The organism is Kocuria sp. BT304 (assembly GCF_003290245.1).
Lineage (GTDB): Bacteria > Actinomycetota > Actinomycetes > Actinomycetales > Micrococcaceae > Kocuria > Kocuria rhizophila_A.
In genome coordinates, this window is the sequence record NZ_CP030039.1 from 1,649,708 (window position 1) to 1,668,047 (window position 18,340).

13 protein-coding genes are annotated in these 18,340 nt (G+C 72.4%); 2 read left to right on the forward strand and 11 right to left on the reverse strand.

Features of this window, described 5'->3' with window-relative positions; all coding sequences use genetic code 11:
• Positions 1-103: 103 nt before the first annotated feature.
• The 5 genes from DNL27_RS07330 to hisS all read right to left on the reverse strand — a co-directional run bounded on the left by DNL27_RS07330 (position 104) and on the right by hisS (position 7,048).
• Positions 104-1,789, reverse strand: coding sequence for a replication-associated recombination protein A (locus DNL27_RS07330; protein ID WP_112235148.1), 1,686 nt, complete (start codon positions 1,787-1,789; stop codon positions 104-106).
• Positions 1,790-1,847: 58 nt separating this feature from the next.
• Entirely contained in the window at positions 1,848-2,300 is a 453-nt protein-coding gene (dtd, locus tag DNL27_RS07335; protein WP_012398422.1) for a D-aminoacyl-tRNA deacylase, read from the reverse strand.
• Positions 2,301-2,426: 126 nt separating this feature from the next.
• On the reverse strand, positions 2,427-3,653 hold the full coding sequence (locus DNL27_RS07340) for a CynX/NimT family MFS transporter (RefSeq protein ID WP_112235149.1): 1,227 nt from the start codon (positions 3,651-3,653) through the stop codon (positions 2,427-2,429).
• A 38-nt stretch (positions 3,654-3,691) separates the two neighbouring features.
• Positions 3,692-5,506 (reverse strand): aspartate--tRNA ligase, encoded by a 1,815-nt coding sequence (gene aspS, locus DNL27_RS07345; protein WP_239494279.1) that lies wholly within the window; start codon positions 5,504-5,506, stop codon positions 3,692-3,694.
• Positions 5,507-5,689: 183 nt separating this feature from the next.
• Positions 5,690-7,048, reverse strand: coding sequence for a histidine--tRNA ligase (gene hisS, locus DNL27_RS07350; RefSeq protein ID WP_112235150.1), 1,359 nt, complete (start codon positions 7,046-7,048; stop codon positions 5,690-5,692).
• A gap of 545 nt (positions 7,049-7,593) precedes the next feature.
• Between hisS and DNL27_RS07355 the strand changes: the two genes are divergently transcribed.
• Together DNL27_RS07355 and DNL27_RS07360 are read left to right on the forward strand one after the other, a co-directional pair.
• Positions 7,594-8,844, forward strand: a complete 1,251-nt coding sequence (locus tag DNL27_RS07355; RefSeq protein ID WP_112235151.1) for a DUF349 domain-containing protein — start codon at positions 7,594-7,596, stop codon at positions 8,842-8,844.
• A 312-nt stretch (positions 8,845-9,156) separates the two neighbouring features.
• Positions 9,157-9,789: a hypothetical protein gene (locus DNL27_RS07360; protein ID WP_112235152.1), complete on the forward strand. Its 633-nt coding sequence runs from the start codon at positions 9,157-9,159 to the stop codon at positions 9,787-9,789.
• A gap of 25 nt (positions 9,790-9,814) precedes the next feature.
• Here the strand turns inward: DNL27_RS07360 and DNL27_RS07365 are convergent, their stop codons facing one another.
• The 6 genes from DNL27_RS07365 to ruvA form a co-directional block, all read right to left on the reverse strand.
• Positions 9,815-12,130 (reverse strand): bifunctional (p)ppGpp synthetase/guanosine-3',5'-bis(diphosphate) 3'-pyrophosphohydrolase, encoded by a 2,316-nt coding sequence (locus tag DNL27_RS07365; RefSeq protein ID WP_239494483.1) that lies wholly within the window; start codon positions 12,128-12,130, stop codon positions 9,815-9,817.
• Between the two features lie 517 nt (positions 12,131-12,647).
• Positions 12,648-13,682, reverse strand: a complete 1,035-nt coding sequence (gene secF / locus DNL27_RS07370) for a protein translocase subunit SecF (RefSeq protein WP_012398429.1) — start codon at positions 13,680-13,682, stop codon at positions 12,648-12,650.
• Positions 13,679-15,637 carry a protein translocase subunit SecD gene (secD, locus tag DNL27_RS07375; protein ID WP_204360284.1) on the reverse strand — a complete coding sequence of 653 codons (1,959 nt, stop codon included), beginning with the start codon at positions 15,635-15,637 and terminating at the stop codon, positions 13,679-13,681. The genes secF and secD overlap by 4 nt, the downstream gene beginning before the upstream one ends.
• A gap of 95 nt (positions 15,638-15,732) precedes the next feature.
• The gene (locus DNL27_RS07380; RefSeq protein ID WP_226905873.1) at positions 15,733-16,257 is read right to left on the reverse strand and encodes a preprotein translocase subunit YajC; all 525 of its coding nucleotides are present in this window, start codon (positions 16,255-16,257) and stop codon (positions 15,733-15,735) included.
• Between the two features lie 102 nt (positions 16,258-16,359).
• Complete coding sequence (gene ruvB / locus DNL27_RS07385) at positions 16,360-17,460, reverse strand: Holliday junction branch migration DNA helicase RuvB (RefSeq protein ID WP_012398432.1); 1,101 nt, start codon at positions 17,458-17,460, stop codon at positions 16,360-16,362.
• Positions 17,461-17,462: 2 nt separating this feature from the next.
• Positions 17,463-18,104 carry a Holliday junction branch migration protein RuvA gene (gene ruvA / locus DNL27_RS07390; RefSeq protein ID WP_058955179.1) on the reverse strand — a complete coding sequence of 214 codons (642 nt, stop codon included), beginning with the start codon at positions 18,102-18,104 and terminating at the stop codon, positions 17,463-17,465.
• Positions 18,105-18,340 lie beyond the last annotated feature (236 nt).

Here is an 18,340-nt window from a genome sequence, read left to right on the forward strand (position 1 = left end):
TAGCCGACGATTTTTTCGGGTGGCACACACCATAGTCCTCCTGTGGTGGTGAGGTGAACACGGCCCCGGGCGGGCCCGCCGCGTGGGTGGCTCCCGGCGGCGCTCAGGGGGTGTCGGGGCCGCCGCGCACCATGTGGCGCAGGATCTCCAGACGGTGGGAGACCTGCTTCTCGTGGCCGTACGGGGTGGGGGTGTAGTAGTCCCGGCCCACGAGCTCGTCCGGCGGGTACTGCTGGGTGGCCACGGCGTTCGGGGCGTCGTGGGCGTAGCGGTAGCCGTGCCCGTGGCCGAGGTCCGCGGCCCCGGGGTAGTGCGCGTCCCGCAGGTGCGGGGGCACGGGCCCGGCGCGTCCGGCGCGGACGTCGGCGATCGCGGCGTCCACCGCGAGGTAGGACGCGTTGGACTTGGGTGCGGTCGCGAGGTGGGCCACGGCCTGTGCGAGCGGGATCCGCCCCTCGGGCATGCCGATCAGCTGCACGGCCTGGGCCGCGGCCACGGCGGTCTGCAGCGCGGTGGGGTCGGCCATGCCGATGTCCTCGGACGCGGAGATGATCAGCCGGCGCGCGATGAACCGGGGGTCCTCCCCCGCCTCGATCATCCGGGCGAGGTAGTGCATCGCGGCGTCCACGTCCGAGCCGCGCAGGGATTTGATGAATGCGCTGACCACGTCGTAGTGCTGGTCCCCCTGCCTGTCGTAGCGCACGGCGGCCCGGTTCACGGCCTCCTCCGCGTGCTCCAGGGTCACGACGGGCCGCGTGCCCGGCCCCTGCGCTTCAGCGGGACCGGAGGGCTGCTCCGCATCCCCGCCGCGGGACGGGTCGGCTGCGGGGGCGGACTCGCCCGAGCCGCTCCGGTGCTCCGCCGCAGCACCGGAGCGAGCGGCACCGGAGCCAGCGCCACCGACACGAGCCGTCCCAGCGCCAGACGCTTCGGCACCAGACGTCTCGGCACCGGACGTCTCGGCACGCGCCGCGCCACCCTCTCCCGAGGGCTCATCAGCGGGCCGGTGCTCGTCCGCCCCGCCGGGGACGACGCCGCCCGCGTGGGACAGCGCGACCCCCGCCGCCGCCTCCAGGGACGTCAGCGCCTTGCGGGCGTCTCCCCCGGCGACGTCCAGCAGGTGCTCGCGGGCCTCGGGGGCCAGGTCGACGGCGCCGTCCAGGCCGCGCGGGTCCGTGACCGCACGGTCCAGCAGCTCGCCGATGTCCCGGCGCTCCAGCGGCTGCAGGGTGAGCATGAGCGAGCGCGAGAGCAGCGGGGAGATCACGGAGAAGGAGGGGTTCTCCGTGGTGGCGGCCACCAGGATCACCCAGCCGTTTTCCACCCCGGGCAGCAGGGCGTCCTGCTGGGCCTTGGTGAAGCGGTGGATCTCGTCCAGGAACAGCACCGTGGTGCGCCCGTGCAGGTCCCGGGCCGTGAGCGCCTCGTCCATGACACGGCGGACGTCCTTGACGCCGGCGGTGAGCGCCGAGAGCTCCACGAAGGTGGTGCCGTGCCCGCGGGCGATGACCTGCGCGATGGTGGTCTTGCCCGTGCCGGGCGGTCCCCACAGGATCACGGAGGAGGGCGCGGCGGGCCCCGAGCTGCCGTTGACCAGGGCGCGCAGCGGTGAGCCCGGGCGCAGCAGGTGCTTCTGCCCGACCACCTCGTCCAGGGTGCGGGGGCGCATCCGCACGGCGAGCGGGGCGCGGGAGCGGGCCCGCCCCCCGGCGGTGTCGCGGGCGGGCTCCGTGGTGGTCGTGGGCTGGCCGCCGAGCGGGTCCGGAAGGTCGAACAGGGAGTTGCTCACGCCCCGACAGTACTGCCCGCCGCGGACACGCAGAACCGGCGCGGCCGCCCGACGGATCTCAGCCGCGCCGGGGCCGGTCGAGCTCGTCGCTGTCCACCAGCACGGTCACGGGTCCGTCGTTGACCAGGGAGACCTCCATGTGGGCACCGAAACGTCCGGTCCGCACGGGGATCCCGCGCTCGCGCAGGGCCGCCACGAACGCCTCGAACAGCGGCTCGCTCTGCTGACCGGGCGCGGCCCGGGACCAGGACGGGCGCCGCCCCTTGCGCACGTCCCCGTAGAGCGTGAACTGGCTGACCGCGAGCACGGGCGACGGACCGTCCGCGCACGAGGTCTCCCCCGGCAGGATCCGCAGGCCCGCGACCTTCCCGGCGAGCCTGGACACGGTCTCGGGGGTGTCCGTGTGCGTGAGCCCCACGAGCGCCAGAAGACCCGGCCCCTCGATCTCCCCCACGGTCTCCTCCGCCACCGTCACGGACGCGCGGGACACGACTTGCAGCACAATTCTCATGGGTCCCAGTCCACCACACGGACGCCCGCGGGCGCGGACCCCGGGCGGACCCCGCGGACCTCCCGGGCGCGAGCCCGGGCAGCCCGGGTGACGCCGCCGGGAGACCACCGGGGGGGGCGCGAACGGTCAGCGGGCGGCGTCGTCCTCCATGAAACGGTGCCGTCCGGTGAGCAGGATGCCGCCGCTGAGCACCAGGAGCATGAGCCACAGGTACCCGAACGAGGGCCACCACGAGCCGGTGGCCCCGAACAGCAGCCCGAACGCGAGCGGACCCAGGGAGCCGGCGAGGTAGCCGAGCCCCTGGCCGAAGCCGGAGAGGGAGCCCGCCCCGGCGGTCGTGCGGGTGCGCGCGTTGATCAGCGTGATGGACAGCGGGAAAGAGGCCTGCGCCAGGGCGAAGACCGTGATCCACACCCAGATCAGCTCGAAGCCTCCCCACTGCGCGTGGGGCCACAGCAGCACCGCCAGGTAGCCCAGGGCGTAGAGGGCCACCGTGCTCAGCCCCAGCACCACGGTGTTCCCGAAGCGGCGCACCAGGAACGGCACCGCGAAGCTCACCGGCACCGCGAGGATCGCGTAGTAGGAGAGCATCAGCCCGGCGGTGTGCTCCGAGAAACCGGTGTCCGTGAGGAAGCGCGGCAGCCACAGGAACATGGAGAACGTGTTGGCGGAGGTGCCCGTGAACATCAGCACCACGCCCCAGCCGATCCGCGAGTGCCACGGCTTGACGCGCGCGGTGGTGGCCGGGGCCACCACCGCGTCCGGCAGCACCGTGAGGTCGGGGGTCTGCTCGGCGGGCGGGCGGCGGGAACCGCGGCGGGCACCCACCCACAGCACGAGCCACGGGAGCAGGGCTGCCAGGGAGAACACCGCCCACGAGCCCACGGACACGCGCCACCCGGCGGCGTCGGCGAGCGGGACCGCGAAGAAGGGTGCGGTGGCCGTGGACATGCCCAGCAGCATCGAGTAGAGCGCGGACAGCGCGGCGATCCGGTGCGGGAAGTACTTCTTGATCACGGGTGGCAGCACCACGTTGCCCATGCCCAGTCCGCACATGGTCACGAACGTGAGCACCACGAAGCCCACGTCGCCCGTGGTCAGGGCGCGCGCGATGGCGCCCGCGGCGGCGAGGGCGCAGGAGATGATCAGGAGGGCCTCGAGACCCACCCGGCGCATGGCCAGGGTGGTGAGGATTCCCGTGAGTGCGAAGCCCAGGGAAGGCATCATCGCCAGCACGCCCGCCTCAGCGGGGCTCAGGTGCAGGTCCTCAGTGATGCGACCGAGGACGGGTGAGACCCCGGAGACGGCGAGGCGCAGCGTGAAGGCGGTGACAACGACACCGGCCAGGGCCACGAGGCCCTGGCCGGTGCGACCGCGCGGTGCGTCGGAACTCAGTGCGAGGCTCCTTCCGGAGCGTCGGAGGCGGCCGCGGCCTGGGTGCGCGACTCGGGCTTGGCGTCCACGCCGGCCTCCTTGCGCTGCTGCGCCGTGATGGGCGCGGGTGCTGCGGTCAGGGGGTCGTAGCCGTTGCCGGTCTTGGGGAACGCGATGACGTCCCGGATGGACTCGGTGCCCGCGAGCAGGGCGACCACGCGGTCCCAGCCGAAGGCGATGCCGCCGTGCGGGGGCGCGCCGAACTGGAAGGCGTCCAGCAGGAAGCCGAACTTCTCGCGGGCGTCCTCCTCGCTCAGGCCCATCACGCGGAACACGCGGTCCTGCACGTCCCGGCGGTGGATGCGGATGGAGCCGCCGCCGATCTCGTTGCCGTTGCACACGATGTCGTACGCGTAGGCCAGCGCGGAGCCGGGATCCGTGTCGAAGGTGTCCACGAACTCGGGCTTGGGCGAGGTGAACGCGTGGTGCACCGCGGTCCAGGCGCCGGAGCCCACGGCCACGTCGCCAGACTCCACGGCCTCGGAGGCGGGCTCGAACAGAGGGGCGTCGACGATCCACACGAAGGCCCAGTCGTTCTCGTCGATCAGGCCCACACGGTGGCCGATCTCCACACGCGCGGCACCGAGCAGGGCGCGGGAGGTCTTGACCCCGCCCGCGGCGAAGAACACGCAGTCCCCCGGCTTCGCGCCCACGGCCTCGGCCAGTCCGGCCTTCTCCTCCTCGGAGATGTTCTTGGCCACGGGCCCGGCGATCTCGCCGTCCTCCTTGAAGAGCACGTAGGCCAGGCCCTTGGCGCCGCGCTGCTTGGCCCACTCCTGCCACGCGTCGAGCTGGCGGCGGGGCTGGGACGCGCCGCCCGGCATGACCACGGCACCCACGTACGGGGCCTGGAACACGCGGAAGGGGGTGTCCTTGAAGTACTCGGTGAGCTCCGTGATCTTGAGGTCGAAGCGCAGGTCCGGCTTGTCGGAGCCGTAGTCCGCCATGGCCTGGGCGTAGGTCATGCGCGGGATGGGGGTGGTGATCTCTACGCCGATCAGGGCCCACAGGGACGTCACGATCTGCTCGCCCAGCGCAATGATGTCGTCCTCCTCCACGAAGGAGGCCTCGACGTCCAGCTGGGTGAACTCGGGCTGGCGGTCCGCGCGGAAGTCCTCGTCCCGGTAGCAGCGGGCGATCTGGAAGTACTTCTCGATCCCGCCCACCTGCAGCAGCTGCTTGAACAGCTGCGGGGACTGCGGCAGCGCGTACCACGAGCCCGGGGACAGGCGCGCGGGCACCACGAAGTCGCGTGCGCCCTCCGGGGTGGAGCGGGTCAGGGTGGGGGTCTCCACCTCGGTGAAGCCCTGCTCGTGCAGCAGGGTGCGGGCCACGCGGTTGACCTCGGAGCGCAGCCGCATGATGCGGGCGGGCTCGGGGCGGCGCAGGTCCAGGTAGCGGTACTTCAGGCGGGCCTCCTCGCCCACCTCCACGTGCTCGTCGATCTGGAACGGCAGGGGTGCGGCGGTGTTGAGCACGGTGAGCTCGTCCACCATGACCTCGACCTCGCCGGAGGGCAGGTTGGGGTTCTCGTTGCCCTCGGGGCGCCGCTCCACGGTGCCGGTGACCTGCAGGACGTACTCGTTGCGCAGCTGGTGGAACTGCTCCTCGTCCCGCACCACGATCTGCGCCACGCCGGAGGCGTCACGCAGGTCCACGAACGCCACACCGCCGTGGTCGCGGCGGCGCCCCACCCAGCCGGCCAGCGTGACGGTCTCTCCGATGTTCTCGGCACTCAGGGCGCCGAGCTCGTGTGTTCGCAGCACGTGCATCCACCTTCTCGTTCGTTCGTGATCGGGGTTGCGCGCCCCGGAAGTCCTGGTTCCCGCGGCTCGCGGGTTCCCCGGGACCGGCGGACGACGCCGCTGGGCCGGGTTCTCGTTCCCCGCGAGTCTACAAGCGCGCCGGGTCCACCGAGCGCGCCCGAGATCCCGCTCACAGCGGGTGGTGCGGCGCTAGTGCCGCGGCTGCTGCGCGGAGAGCACCGTGGGGCGCAGGTCCTCGGCCGGGGGCTGCCAGCTCGCGGGGTCCGCGGCCACCTGCTCGCCGGAGCGGATGTCCTTGACCTCGTGGGTCACGGAGCCGTCCTCGGCCACCGTGGAGAACCACACGAACGGGATCCCGCGGCGCTCGGCGTAGCGGATCTGCTTGCCGAACTTCTGGGCGGTGGCCGCCACCTCGGTGGCGATCCCCCGGGCCCGCAGCGCGGTGGCGACGTCCTGCGCGGCGGACCACGAGGCGTCGTCGTTCAGGGCCACGAGCACCGCGGAGGGCACGGCGCGGGAGGCGGAGGCCATGGACTGGGAGAGGATGCGGGTGACCAGGCGGGTCACGCCGATCGACAGGCCCACGCCCGGGTACGTCTTCTTGCCGTTGCTCGCGAGGGATTCGTAGCGCCCGCCCGAGCACACGGAGCCGAGCTTCTCGTGGCCCACCAGGACTGTCTCGTAGACGGTACCGGTGTAGTAGTCGAGGCCGCGGGCGATCGAGAGGTCGGCCACGACCTTCCCGGGGGCGCGGCGGGCGGCCTCCCCCACGACCTCGGCGAGCTCCGCGAGGCCTTCCTCGAGCAGCTCGTTGGACTGGCCCAGCTCCCGCACGCGCTCCACGAACGAGGTGTCCTCGGTGCGGATCGCGGCGAGCGCGAGCGCCGCCTGCGCCTGCTCCGGGGTGGCGCCCACGTGCTCCTGGAGGTTGCGGGAGACGGCGTCCGCGCCGATCTTCTCGAGCTTGTCGATCTCGCGCAGCACGGCGGGGGCGTCGGTGAGGCCCACGGCGCGGTAGAAGCCCTCGGCGAGCTTGCGGTTGTTCACGCGCAGCACGAACGGCGGGATGGGCAGCCGGGACAGCGCATCCACGATCACGAGCGCGAGCTCCACGTCGTAGCGGAAGGTCAGCGTGCCGTCCCCCACCACGTCGATGTCCGCCTGGGTGAACTCCCGGGCGCGCCCCTCCTGGGGACGCTCGCCGCGCCACACCTTCTGGATCTGGTAGCGGCGGAACGGGAACGTGAGGTGCCCGCCGTTCTCCACCACGTAGCGCGCGAAGGGCACGGTGAGGTCGAAGTGCAGGGCCAGGGCACCCTCGGGGTTGGACTCGTCCGCGTCCTGCTGCAGCCGTGAGACGCCGTAGACCTCCTTGTCGATCTCCCCCTTGCGCAGCAGCTGCTCCACGGTCTCCACGGCACGGGTCTCGATCGAGGAGAAGCCGTGCAGCTCGAAGGTGCGCCGCAGGGAGTCCATCACGTTCTGCTCCACGATCCGCTCCTCGGGGAGCCACTCGGGGAAACCGGACAGTGAGGTGGTGCGGGCCATGGGTGGAACTCCTCGGTTGCTGGGTGCGGCGGTGCCGGTGGGCCTCGCGGACGGGCGCGGCGCAGCGGTCGGCGGCGGGTCCGGGGGCTCCGTGGGGTGTCTGCTGGCCATTCTAGGCCGCGCGCATCGTTAGGATGGCCGTGTCCACCTATGGAGCCCCGCCCGGTGACAGGAACCACAGCCACCGGCGAGGCCGTGCAGAGAGAGTTGTAGCGGTGACAGAACGTCCTGAATCCGACGACCGCCGTCCCGTCCCGGGACCGCCCGCCCCCCACGCGTCCGGGGAGCACCCCGACGCACCGGCCCCCGGAGCGCCCGCGCACGACGCCGCCGAGCACCCGGCCGCGCCCGGCGCACCCGCCCCGGACCCGGCGTCGTCGTCCCCCGAGCCGCCTGCTGCACCCGCGGCCCCGCCCGCGCCGGCCCCCGCCGGCAGGCCGGCCCCGCGCGCTCCGAAGTCGCCGGCCGCTGGCAAACCCGCCCACGCGCCGGTTCCCGCGCCGCAACCCGATGCCGCTCACCCCGCCCTCGCGCCGGCCGAGTCCGTGGCGCGCGCCAAGAAGTTCGGGCGTGCGGACGAGAACGGCACCGTGTACGTGAGCGTGCAGGGCACCGAGCACGAGTGCGGCCAGTTCCCGGACGCCACCCCGGACGAGGCGCTCGCCTACTTCGCCCGGAAGTTCGACGACGCCGAGGCGCAGGTGGCGCTGCTCGAGCAGCGCATCGCCGCCAAGGCCCCGGCCGGTGAGATGCGCAAGACCGTGGCGCACGTGCGCGAGCAGGTGGACGCGCACACCATGGTGGGCGACCTCTTGGACCTCTCCACCCGCCTGGACACCCTCGAGGACGCCATCCGCGTGGCGCTGGACCGTGAGCGGGAGGAGGCCAGGGCGCGCAGGACCGAGCAGCTCGCGCACCGCACCGCGATCGTGGAGGAGGCCGAGAAGGTGGCCGGCCAGGATCCGGAGAAGACGCAGTGGAAGCACTCGTCCTCGCGCATGGCCGAGCTGTTCTCCCAGTGGCAGGAGCACCAGCGCTCGGGCGGCCGGCTGTCCAAGGCGGACGAGGACGCCCTGTGGAAGCGCTTCCGCAAGGCCCGCACCACGTTCGACCGCCACCGCAAGGCGTTCTTCTCCTCTCTGGACGAGACCAATGCGAAGGCCAAGCGCGTGAAGCAGGGGCTGATCGCCGAGGCCGAGGCGCTGTCCTCGTCCACGGACTGGGGCGAGACCGCCGGGAAGTACCGCGAGCTCATGGACCGCTGGAAGCAGGCACCGCGCGCGTCCCGCAAGGACGACGATGCCCTGTGGGCCCGGTTCCGCGCCGCACAGGACGTGTTCTTCGACGCCCGCACCGCCGCGAACGAGCAGATCGACAAGGAGTTCGAGGGCAACCTGAAGGTCAAGGAGCAGCTGCTCGCGGAGGCCAAGCAGATCCTGCCCGTCAAGGACCTCGACGCCGCCAAGAACCAGCTCGCGTCGGTCCAGCGCCGTTGGGAGGAGGCCGGCAAGGTGCCGCGCGCCCACCTGCGCCGCGTGGAGAACGAGCTGCGCTCCGTGGAGGACGCCGTCAAGAAGGCCGAGGACGAGAAGTGGCGGCGCACCGACCCCGAGACGAAGGCCCGCTCCAACTCCATGCTGTCCCAGCTGGAGAACAAGATCGCGGACCAGCGCGCGGCTGTGGAGGTCGCGCGCGCCGCGGGCAACGAGAAGAAGGCCGCGTCGCTGGAGAAGGACCTCGCCACGAGCGAGCAGTGGCTCGCCACGCTGCAGGCCTCCGCGTCCGAACTGGGCTGAGCCCGCGGCGGGGCCCCGCATTGGTGCCCCCGTGCCGCTCCGGTGCGGGGGCACCGCTCTGCCGGGCGCGCGCTGATCCTGAGGCGCGCCGTTGCGGCGTCCCGGGCGTCCTACGGGCCGCGGCGCCGGGCGGGACGGCACCGGTGACTCCGGCGACGGTTCCCGGCGCAGTGCCGGGTGCGGCGTCGGACACACGGCACGACGCCGCTCGGTCACCCTGGTGCCTCGTTGCGGGGTGACACGCCCGCACGCGTTCTCCACAGGTGTCCGGCGACCCTGCCGCGTGGGTGCGCGGTGCGGTGGGATGGGGGCATGAGTCTTCCCGCCCCCGTACTGCAGCCCTCCGCCGGTCCCCGCTCCGAGGGCGCGTTCTCCGTGTTCCTCCCCGGTCACCCGTTCAGCCGGGCCGAGCTGCACGCCATGGCCGCAGACGGTGTGCTGCGCCGGGAGCTGCTGGACGCGCACGTGCACGCCTCCCGGCCCTGCTCCACCTCCCTGCGCGCCGCGGTGCTGAGCCGGGTCGTGCCGGGGAACCTGCAGCGTCGCGGGGTGCTGGGCCGCATGGGCGCCGCGTGGTTCTACCGCTGCGCCCCGGAGCCGTGCCCGCTGCCCATCCTGGTGGACAAGTCCGCCCGCACCACCACCACCGTGCCGCCGGGCATCGTGCTGCACCAGACCAGCTTCGCGCCGCAGGACCTGGTGGTCCACCACGGCATCACGCTCACCACCCCTCGACGCACCGCCGCGGACATCGCCCTTCACGTCACGGGACCGGCGGGCGACGCCGCCCTGCTGGCCCTGCTCGGGGGCTCCCCGGGGCACTGCGAACCGGAGCTCGTGCTGCGGGACCTGGAGACGATGCCCAAGACCCCCGGGCGGCGCGCGGCGCTGGCCAGGGTCCGCAAGATCACCCGTTCCATCCGCTCGGCCGGCGGTGCGGGCTGAGCCCGCCGTGACCCTCGGGAGCTCCTCAGGAGGCCACGGGGCGGTGCCCGGACACGCGGTACACGTCGTACACGCCGTCGATGCGCCGCACCTGGTTCAGCACGTGGTCGAGGTAGCGGGTGTCTCCCATCTCGAACGAGAAGCGGGAGATCGCCAGGCGGGCCCGGGACGTGTGGACCTGCGCGGAGAGGATGTTCACGTGGTTCTCGGACAGCACACGGGTGACGTCGTAGAGCAGGGACTTGCGGTCCAGGGCCTCCACCTGGATCTCCACGAGGAACAGCGAGGACTGGGTGGGCGCCCAGGAGACCTCCTTGACGCGGTCGTCGCCCTCGGGGATCACCTTCATGTTCGCGCAGTCCCGCCGGTGCACCGATATCCCCGAACCGCGGGTCACGAAGCCCACGATCTCGTCCGGGGGCACGGGGGTGCAGCAGCGGGCGATCTTCACGTACACGTCCGAGGCGCCCTGGACCAGCACGCCGGCGTCCGTGGCCCCGGCCCGCACCGGCTGGGTGACCCGGGTGTTCTCGGCGAGGTCCTCCTCCGTGCCGTCCGCGCCCCCCAGGTGCTCGAGCAGCTTCTCGACCACCTGGTGGGCGCTCACGGCGTCCGAGCCCAGCGCCTCGTACAGCGCGGCCACGTCGCCGCGGTTGAAGTCCTGGGCCACCGCGAGCAGGGACTCGCTCGTGACCGTGCGCTGCAGCGGGAGGTGGTGCTTGCGCAGCGCCTTGGTCAGCAGCTCCTTGCCCCGCTCGATGGCCTCCTCGCGGCGCTCCTTGGAGAACCACTGCCGGATCTTGGTGCGGGCCCGCGGGGAGCCCACGAACTTCAGCCAGTCCTGGGACGGGGCGGCCTGCTCGGACTTGGACGTCAGGATCTCCACCCGGTCCCCGTGCTGCAGGGTGGAGGACAGCGGGGCGAGCTTGCCGTTGACCCGGGCCCCGATGGTGCGGTTGCCCACCTCGGTGTGCACCGCGTAGGCGAAGTCGACCGGTGTGGAGCCCGTGGGCAGGGCCATGACCTCGCCCTTGGGCGTGAAGACGTACACCTCGGCGGTGTTGATCTGGTAGCGCAGCGAGTCCAGGAAGTCCGAGGAGTCCTTGGCCTCCTCCTGCCACGAGACCAGGGAGCTGAGCCAGTTCAGCTCCCCCTCCTTGGCCTTGGGGGTCGCGGAGTTCGCCTGGTTGACCTTGTCCTTGTACTTCCAGTGCGCGGCCACACCGTACTCGGCGCGGCGGTGCATCTCGTGGGTGCGGATCTGGATCTCCACCGGACGCCCGTTCGGACCGATCACCGTGGTGTGCAGCGACTGGTACATGTTGAACTTGGGCATGGCGATGTAGTCCTTGAACCGCCCCGGCAGCGGGCGCCACTTCGCGTGCAGCACACCGAGAGCGGCGTAGCACTCGCGCACCGAGGTCACGAGCACGCGTGCCGCCTGCAGGTCGTGGATCTCGTCGAAGTCCTTCCCGCGCACGATCATCTTCTGGTAGATCGAGTAGTAGTGCTTGGGGCGGCCCGTGATGGTCGCCTCGATCCCCGAGGCCTCGAGGGCGTCGGCGATCTGACTGCGGATCTCCGCGAGGTTGCGCTCGCGCTCCGGGGTGCGCTCCCCCACCATGCGCACGATCTCCTCGTACACCTTGGGGTAGAGCGCCGCGAAGGAGAGGTCCTCGAGCTCCCACTTGATGGTGTTCATGCCCAGCCGGTGGGCCAGCGGGGCGAAGATCTCCAGGGTCTCGCGCGCCTTGCGCCCGGAGGACTCCGAGGAGACGAAACGCCACGTGCGCGCGTTGTGCAGCCGGTCCGCGAGCTTGATCACCAGCACACGGATGTCCTTGGCCATGGCCACGATCATCTTGCGCACGGTCTCGGCCTGCGCGTTTTCACCGTAGTGGATCTTGTCCAGCTTGGTGACGCCGTCCACGAGCGCGGCGACCTCTTCGCCGAAGTCCTCGCGCAGCTCGTCCAGGGTGTAGGAGGTGTCCTCCACGGTGTCGTGCAGCAGCCCCGCCACGAGCGTGGCCCCGGTCATCCCGAGTTCCGCGAGGATGGTGGTCACGGCCACCGGGTGGGTGATGTACGGGTCTCCGGACTTGCGCTTCTGCCCCTCGTGGTGGGTGTCCGCCACCACGAACGCCCGTTCCAGGACCGCGAGGTCCTCCTCCGGGTGGGTGTTCTGCACGGTGCGCAGCAGGGGCACCAGCACGGGAGAGCTCGGAACGGACTCTCCGCTGAGCACGGACAGTGTGGAGCGGGTGCGTTCGCTGCGGCCCGGGAACACCGCGCGCCCGAAGACCGGCCGGGACGCCGGCAGCACGTAGTGGGTGCCGCCCATGGGCCCGCGCGGCGCGCGGGGGGCCGCCACGGCGGCGCCGTTCGCCGACGTCGGGGAGGTGCCGGGGGCGGTGCCCGAGGGGCCGGTGGAGCCGGACACGGGGCCCGCGGGGGCAACACCGTGGGACACGGTGCCGGAGCGGCCGGCGGTCTCGGAGTCGGGGCCAGCAGGGCAGGCGCCGGAGGACGTGCCCGAGGGGGCAGCGCCGTTGGAGACGCTGCCTGCGGGGGCGGCGTCGAAGGACGTGTCCGAGGGGGTGGCGCCGTGGGACATCCCGCCCGCGCCGGCGGCGTCGTCGGAGGGGGCCGCGGGCTCCGCGGTGACCCGGGCGGCGCGGGACTCGGACTGGCTGGACATGATCCGTTGCCTCCTTCGCGTGGCCGCGCGGGCCGGGGGACGTGGCGGGCCTGGGCGCGCGGCTGATGCCCCAGTGTAGTGCCGTGGCCCCCGTGCTCGGTGCACGGGGGCCACGCTGGGACGGGCGGCTGGGCGGCGCAGTGGTGCGCCGGGGCCGCCGTCAGGCGGAGACGGGGTCCGCGCTGACCGGGGGCGCGTCCGTGGTGCGCTGCGAGAGCACGTTCCGCTCCTGCTCCCGCACGGCAGGCTCACGGTCCCGCAGCCACGAGTACAGCGGGGCGGCCACGAACAGCGTGGCCAGGGTGCCCACGATGATGCCCACGAACAGGGACAGCGAGAGGTCCTTGAGCGTGCCGGCCCCCAGCAGGTAGGCGCCGATGAACAGGATGGAGCCCACGGGCAGGATGCCCACCACGGAGGTGTTGATCGAGCGCACCAGCGTCTGGTTCACCGCGAGGTTCACCTGCTCCCCGTAGGTGCGCTTGCCGCGCTCCCCGGGCGCGGTGCCGTCCAGCAGCCCGGCGGTGTTCTCGCGGACCTTGTCGAAGACCACCACGGAGTCGTACAGCGAGTAGGACAGCACAGTGAGGAACCCGATCACGGCCGAGGGGGTGATCTCGAAGCCCACCAGGGAGTACACGCCCGCGGTGATCACGATGGTCACCAGCATGGCCGCGATCGAGGACACCGACATCTTCCACGTGCGGAAGTACAGCGCCATCAGGGCCAGTGCCAGGGCCACGAAGATCAGCAGCCCCCACAGCGCTTGCTGGGTCACGCCCTGGCCCCACGTGGGACCCACGAACGTGGAGGTGACCTGGTCCTCCCCCACGGCGTAGGAGTCCTGCAGCTTCTGCTTCAGGGCCAGGGTCTGGTCGTCGTCGAGCTGCTGGGTCTGCACCCGTACCGTGCCCGGGGCGATGTTCGTGACCGTGGACTCCTGGGCCCCGGCGGTCTCGGCCACCGCGCGCTCACCGAGTGCGACGTCCGTGTTGGACACCCCGGAGACCGTGAACTCCGAGCCGCCCGTGAAGTCGATGCCCAGGTTGAACCCGCCCTTGACCACGGGGATCAGGATCGAGACGAGCACCAGGGCCAGGCTCACGGCCAGCCACGTGCCGCGCTTGTGGACGAAGGGGTAGGACCGCCGACCGCTGTGCAGGTCGTTGCCGAAACGCGCGAGACGGTTGCTCATCGCTGGGCCTCCTCGGAGTCGGTGCGCGCGGCGGAGGAACCCGCCCCGGGGGTGGGTGCGGTGCCGGTCTGCGCGGACGACGCCGCCGCGCCGGGCGCCGCGCGGTCCTCGCCGTCGGCGGTGGGAGCGGTGGTGTCCCCCGCGCCATCGGCGTCCTGCGCCGCACGGGCGGCCCGGCGGCGTCGTTCGGCGATCGTGAGGCCGTCGGAGTCCTCGGGCGAGCGCAGCCGGCCGGCGCCGCGGTACATCGGCACGGCGTCGAGCGCCTCGGGGTCGAGCCCCGAGTTCTTCGCCCCGGAGCCGAAGTACCGGGTGCGGGCCAGCAGCACCATCACCGGGTGGGTGAACAGGAACACGACCAGCAGGTCGGCGATGGCTGTGAGGCCCAGCGTGAACGCGAAGCCGCGCACGTTGCCCACGGCCACGAAGTACAGCACCACCGCGGCGAGCAGGTTCACGGCCTTGGAGGCCAGCACGGTCTGGCGGGCCCGCTGCCAGCCGTGGTCCACGGCCGCGGGAATGCTGCGCCCGGCCCGGATCTCGTCCCGGATGCGTTCGAAGTAGACGATGAACGAGTCCGCGGTCTGCCCGATGGCCACCACGAGCCCCGCCACGCCGGCCAGCGAGAGGCGGTAGTTGGCGCCCCATCCCAGCAGGGTGATGGCGAGGTACGTGAGCACACCGGCGACCACGAGCGAGGCAATGGTCACCAGGCCCAGCCAGCGGTACTGGAACAGCGAGTACACGCACACGAGCGCGAGCCCGATGAGTCCCGCCACAATGCCCATCCGCAGCTGGTTGCTGCCCAGCGTGGCGGAGATCTGCTGCTCGGAGTCGATCGAGAAGGACACCGGCAGCGCGCCGTACTTCAGCTGCTGGGACAGGAACTTGGCCTCGTCCTCGGTGAAGTTGCCGGTGATCTGCGCCTTGCCGTCCGTGATCACGGAGTTCATGGACGGGGCGGAGACCACGGAGCCGTCCAGCACGATCGCGAACTGCGAGCGCGGGTCCTGCTGCCCCTTCTGGCCCAGCCCGTACAGCCGCTCGGAGAGCTCCTTGAAGGTCGCGGTGCCCTGCTCGTCGAACTGCAGGTTCACGGCGTAGCCGCCCGTGGCGTGGCCCTGCGAGTTGGTGGCCTGCGCGTAGGAGGCGTCCGCGATCTCGGTGCCCGGGATCTCCACGGGCCCGAGGATGAACTTGGTCTTGCTCTCCGGGTCGCACGCGACCACGGCCTTGTCCTGCGGCTGGGCCGCGCGGTCCTTCTGCGGCTGCGGCGCCGTGCAGTCCAGGGCCTGGTAGGACTGGAAGAGCTGGGGGGTGATCCAGCGGGGGTCCGAGGAGTCCGAGGGCTTGCCGTCGGACTTCGGGATGTCCTTGGCCTTCGTGCGCTGGTCCTTGGGGGTGGCCTCCCCCGGGCCCGTGACGATCACGGGGCGGAACGCCATCTGCGCCGAGGTCTGGATCAGGTCACGGGTCTCGGAGGAGGGCACACCGGGCATCGACACCACGATGTTGCTGCCGGACTGCGTGGTGATCTCCGCCTCGGACACGCCCGCGCCGTCCACGCGCTGGCGGATGATCTCGACCGCCTGGTCCAGCTGCTCCTGGGTGATGTCCTGTCCGGCCTTCTCGCCCTGCAGGGACGGGGAGAGCACCATCTGCGTGCCGCCCTCGAGGTCCAGGGCCAGCTTGGGGGCCCACCCGGTGCGGTCGGTGCCCACGCCCCAGATCAGTGTGGCGGCGAGCAGGGCGGTCACGGCCACGAGGGCCAGCAGGGCCTTGCGGGCGGACGACGCCGCCGCGGCGGCTCCGGTGGCCGGGCGCCGGTTGCCGGGGCCCGCACCGCGGGGTCCGGACCGGCGGGGGGAACCGGCGTCGTCGGCGGACGAGCTGCGCCGCCACCGCGGGGTCGTGCGGGGAGCGGAGGAGTCCGACCCCTTCTTCTGTGCTGCCATGGCTGTCCTTCGGGGAACCCGTGACCGGGGACGGGGGCCCGGTCACCGCATGAGAAACGGGCCGAGGTGCTCGGCCCGTGACTCGTCGGGGGATGTCAGATGGTGGTGTTGCCGCGGTCGCCCGGCTCGCGGGCGTCGCGCCAGGTCTGGTGCTCCGGCTGCTCCCCGGCCGCGGTGCCCGCGTCGGTCGGCCGGACGGTGTCCTGCGCGGGGGTGCTGCCGGCGGTGCTCGCGCCACCGGCGGCGTCGGTGTGCTCGGCGACGGGACCGGTGGCCGCGGCGTCGTGCTCCGCGACGGGCTCGGCACCGGCGGGGGTCTCGTCGACCACGGTGGTCACGGTCTGGGAGTGCACCGTGACGAGCTGGCCGGGGGCGATCTCCAGCACGGCCTTGTTGTTCTCACGGTCCATGTCGCGCAGGGTGCCGAACAGTCCGAAGCTGGTCATCACGCGCGTGCCCGGTTCCATGCCGGCCTGCTTCGCCTTCATCTCGGCCTGGGCCTTCTTCTGGCGGCGCATGGGCAGCCACAGCAGCAGCACCATGACCACGAGCATCACGGGCAGGAACCATGCGGTCCCCCCGCCGGTGGCTGCCTGCTGGGTCTCTGCGAGGATGGTCACGAATAATCCGTTCTGTCGGGAGTCGTCACGGGCCACCCGTGCGGCGTGCGTTCCACGGCGCCGCGGTGACCAGGTTCACCTCAGCTTAGGGGATGGATCTGGTCACGCGCTGGATGAGTCGTGCCCCTCGGGCTCCGTGGCCAGGGCCGTGCGCAGCGCGGGATCCTTGAAGGCCGCGTGGTCCGGGACCGCGAGCCCCAGGTGCTCCCACGCGGCGGCCATCGCGATCCGCCCGCGCGGGGTGCGCCCGAGCAGCCCTTCCCGCACGAGGAACGGCTCCGCCACGGTCTCCACGGTCTCGGTCTCCTCCCCCACGGCGATCGCAAGGGTGGACAGTCCCACCGGCCCGCCGTTGAACTTGCCCACCAGGGCGGAGAGCACGTTGCGGTCCAGCCGGTCCAGTCCGCGGGCGTCCACCTCGTACATGTCCAGGGCGGCGCCGGCCGCGCGGGCGTCGATGCGCTCCACACCGTGCACGAGCGCCCAGTCCCGCACCCGGCGCAGCAGCCGGTTGGCGATGCGCGGGGTGCCGCGCGAGCGGGACGCCACCTCGCTGAACGCCTCGGAGGTCATGGCCAGGTCCAGCAGCCCCGCCGAGCGGCGCAGCACGAGCTCCAGCTCCGGGACCGAGTAGAACTCCAGGTGGCCCGTGAACCCGAAACGGTCCCGCAGCGGACCGGGCAGCAGACCGGCGCGCGTGGTGGCACCCACGAGCGTGAACGGCGGCAGGTCCAGGGGGATGGAGGTGGCGCCGGCGCCCTTGCCCACCACGATGTCCACGCGGAAGTCCTCCATGGCCATGTAGAGCATCTCCTCGGCCGGGCGGGACATCCGGTGGATCTCGTCGAGGAACAGCACCTCCCCGTGGGTCAGCGAGGAGAGGATGGCGGCGAGGTCCCCGGCGTGCTGGATCGCGGGGCCCGAGGAGATCCGCAGCGGGACCTCCAGCTCCTCCGCAATGATCATGGCCAGGGTGGTCTTGCCCAGACCCGGGGGCCCGGAGAGCAGCACGTGGTCCGCGGTGCGCCCGCGCAGCTTGGAGGCCTCCAGCACGAGGGACAGCTGGGCCCGCACCCGCTTCTGCCCCACGAAGTCGTCGAGCGTGCCCGGACGCAGCGACGCCTCCAGCTGCTGGTCGTCGTAGTCACCCTCGGCGCCCACGAGCCGCTGCGGCCCCGCGGCCCCGCGCTCCTCCACGGCCATGCTCAGCGCCTCCCAGTGGGTGCGTGCGTGGTGCCCTTGGACGTGCCGAGCCACGAGAGCACGGCGCGCAGGATCTCCGCCACGTTGCCGGAGTCACCGAGCTCCGGCTGGGTCTGCAGGGCGTCCTCGATGCCGCGGACGGCGTCCTTCTCGCTCCACCCCAGGCCCGTGAGCGCGTCGACCACCTGGTCGCGCCACACCGGCACCTGCGGCTGGTTGGCCTGCTGGACGGGAGGTTCGGGCAGCACGAGCTTGTCCGCGAGCTCCAGCACGATCCGCCGCGCGGACTTCGGCCCGATGCCCGGCACGGCCGTGAACGCCTTGTCGTCGCCGGCGGCGATGGCCCGGCGGGCGTCTTCGGGCCCGAGCACGGACACGGCCGCGAGCGCGGTGCGCGGCCCCACGCCGGAGACCCCGAGCATCACGGTGAAGATCTCCTTCTCGTCCGCCTGGGCGAACCCGAAGAGCAGCGGGGCCTCGTCCTTGCGGGCGATGTAGGCGGTGTGCAGCCGCGTGGTGGCGCCTACCCGCAGCCCGGACAGGGTGCGGGGGCTCGCGTGGACCTCGATGCCGAAGCCCGAGACCTCCACCACGGCCAGGGTGGCGCCCACGAAGGCCACCTCACCGGTCACCGAGGCAATCACGGCTGCTCCCCTCTCCCGGCCGGGGCCGGGCTCGTTCGCGCACCGGAACCGGGAGTGCCGGTGGTGCGGGGGCTGGTGCCCCGGTGCTCGGGCGCGGCGGGGGCCGCACCGGATTCGAACACGTGTGCGAATTCTCCGGGGCCACTGTACCAACGGGGGCGGACCTGCGGGGACTGGCCACGGCGCACGGTGGAGCAGGCACCCGGTGGGCCCACCGGCGTCCGGCCGCACGGACG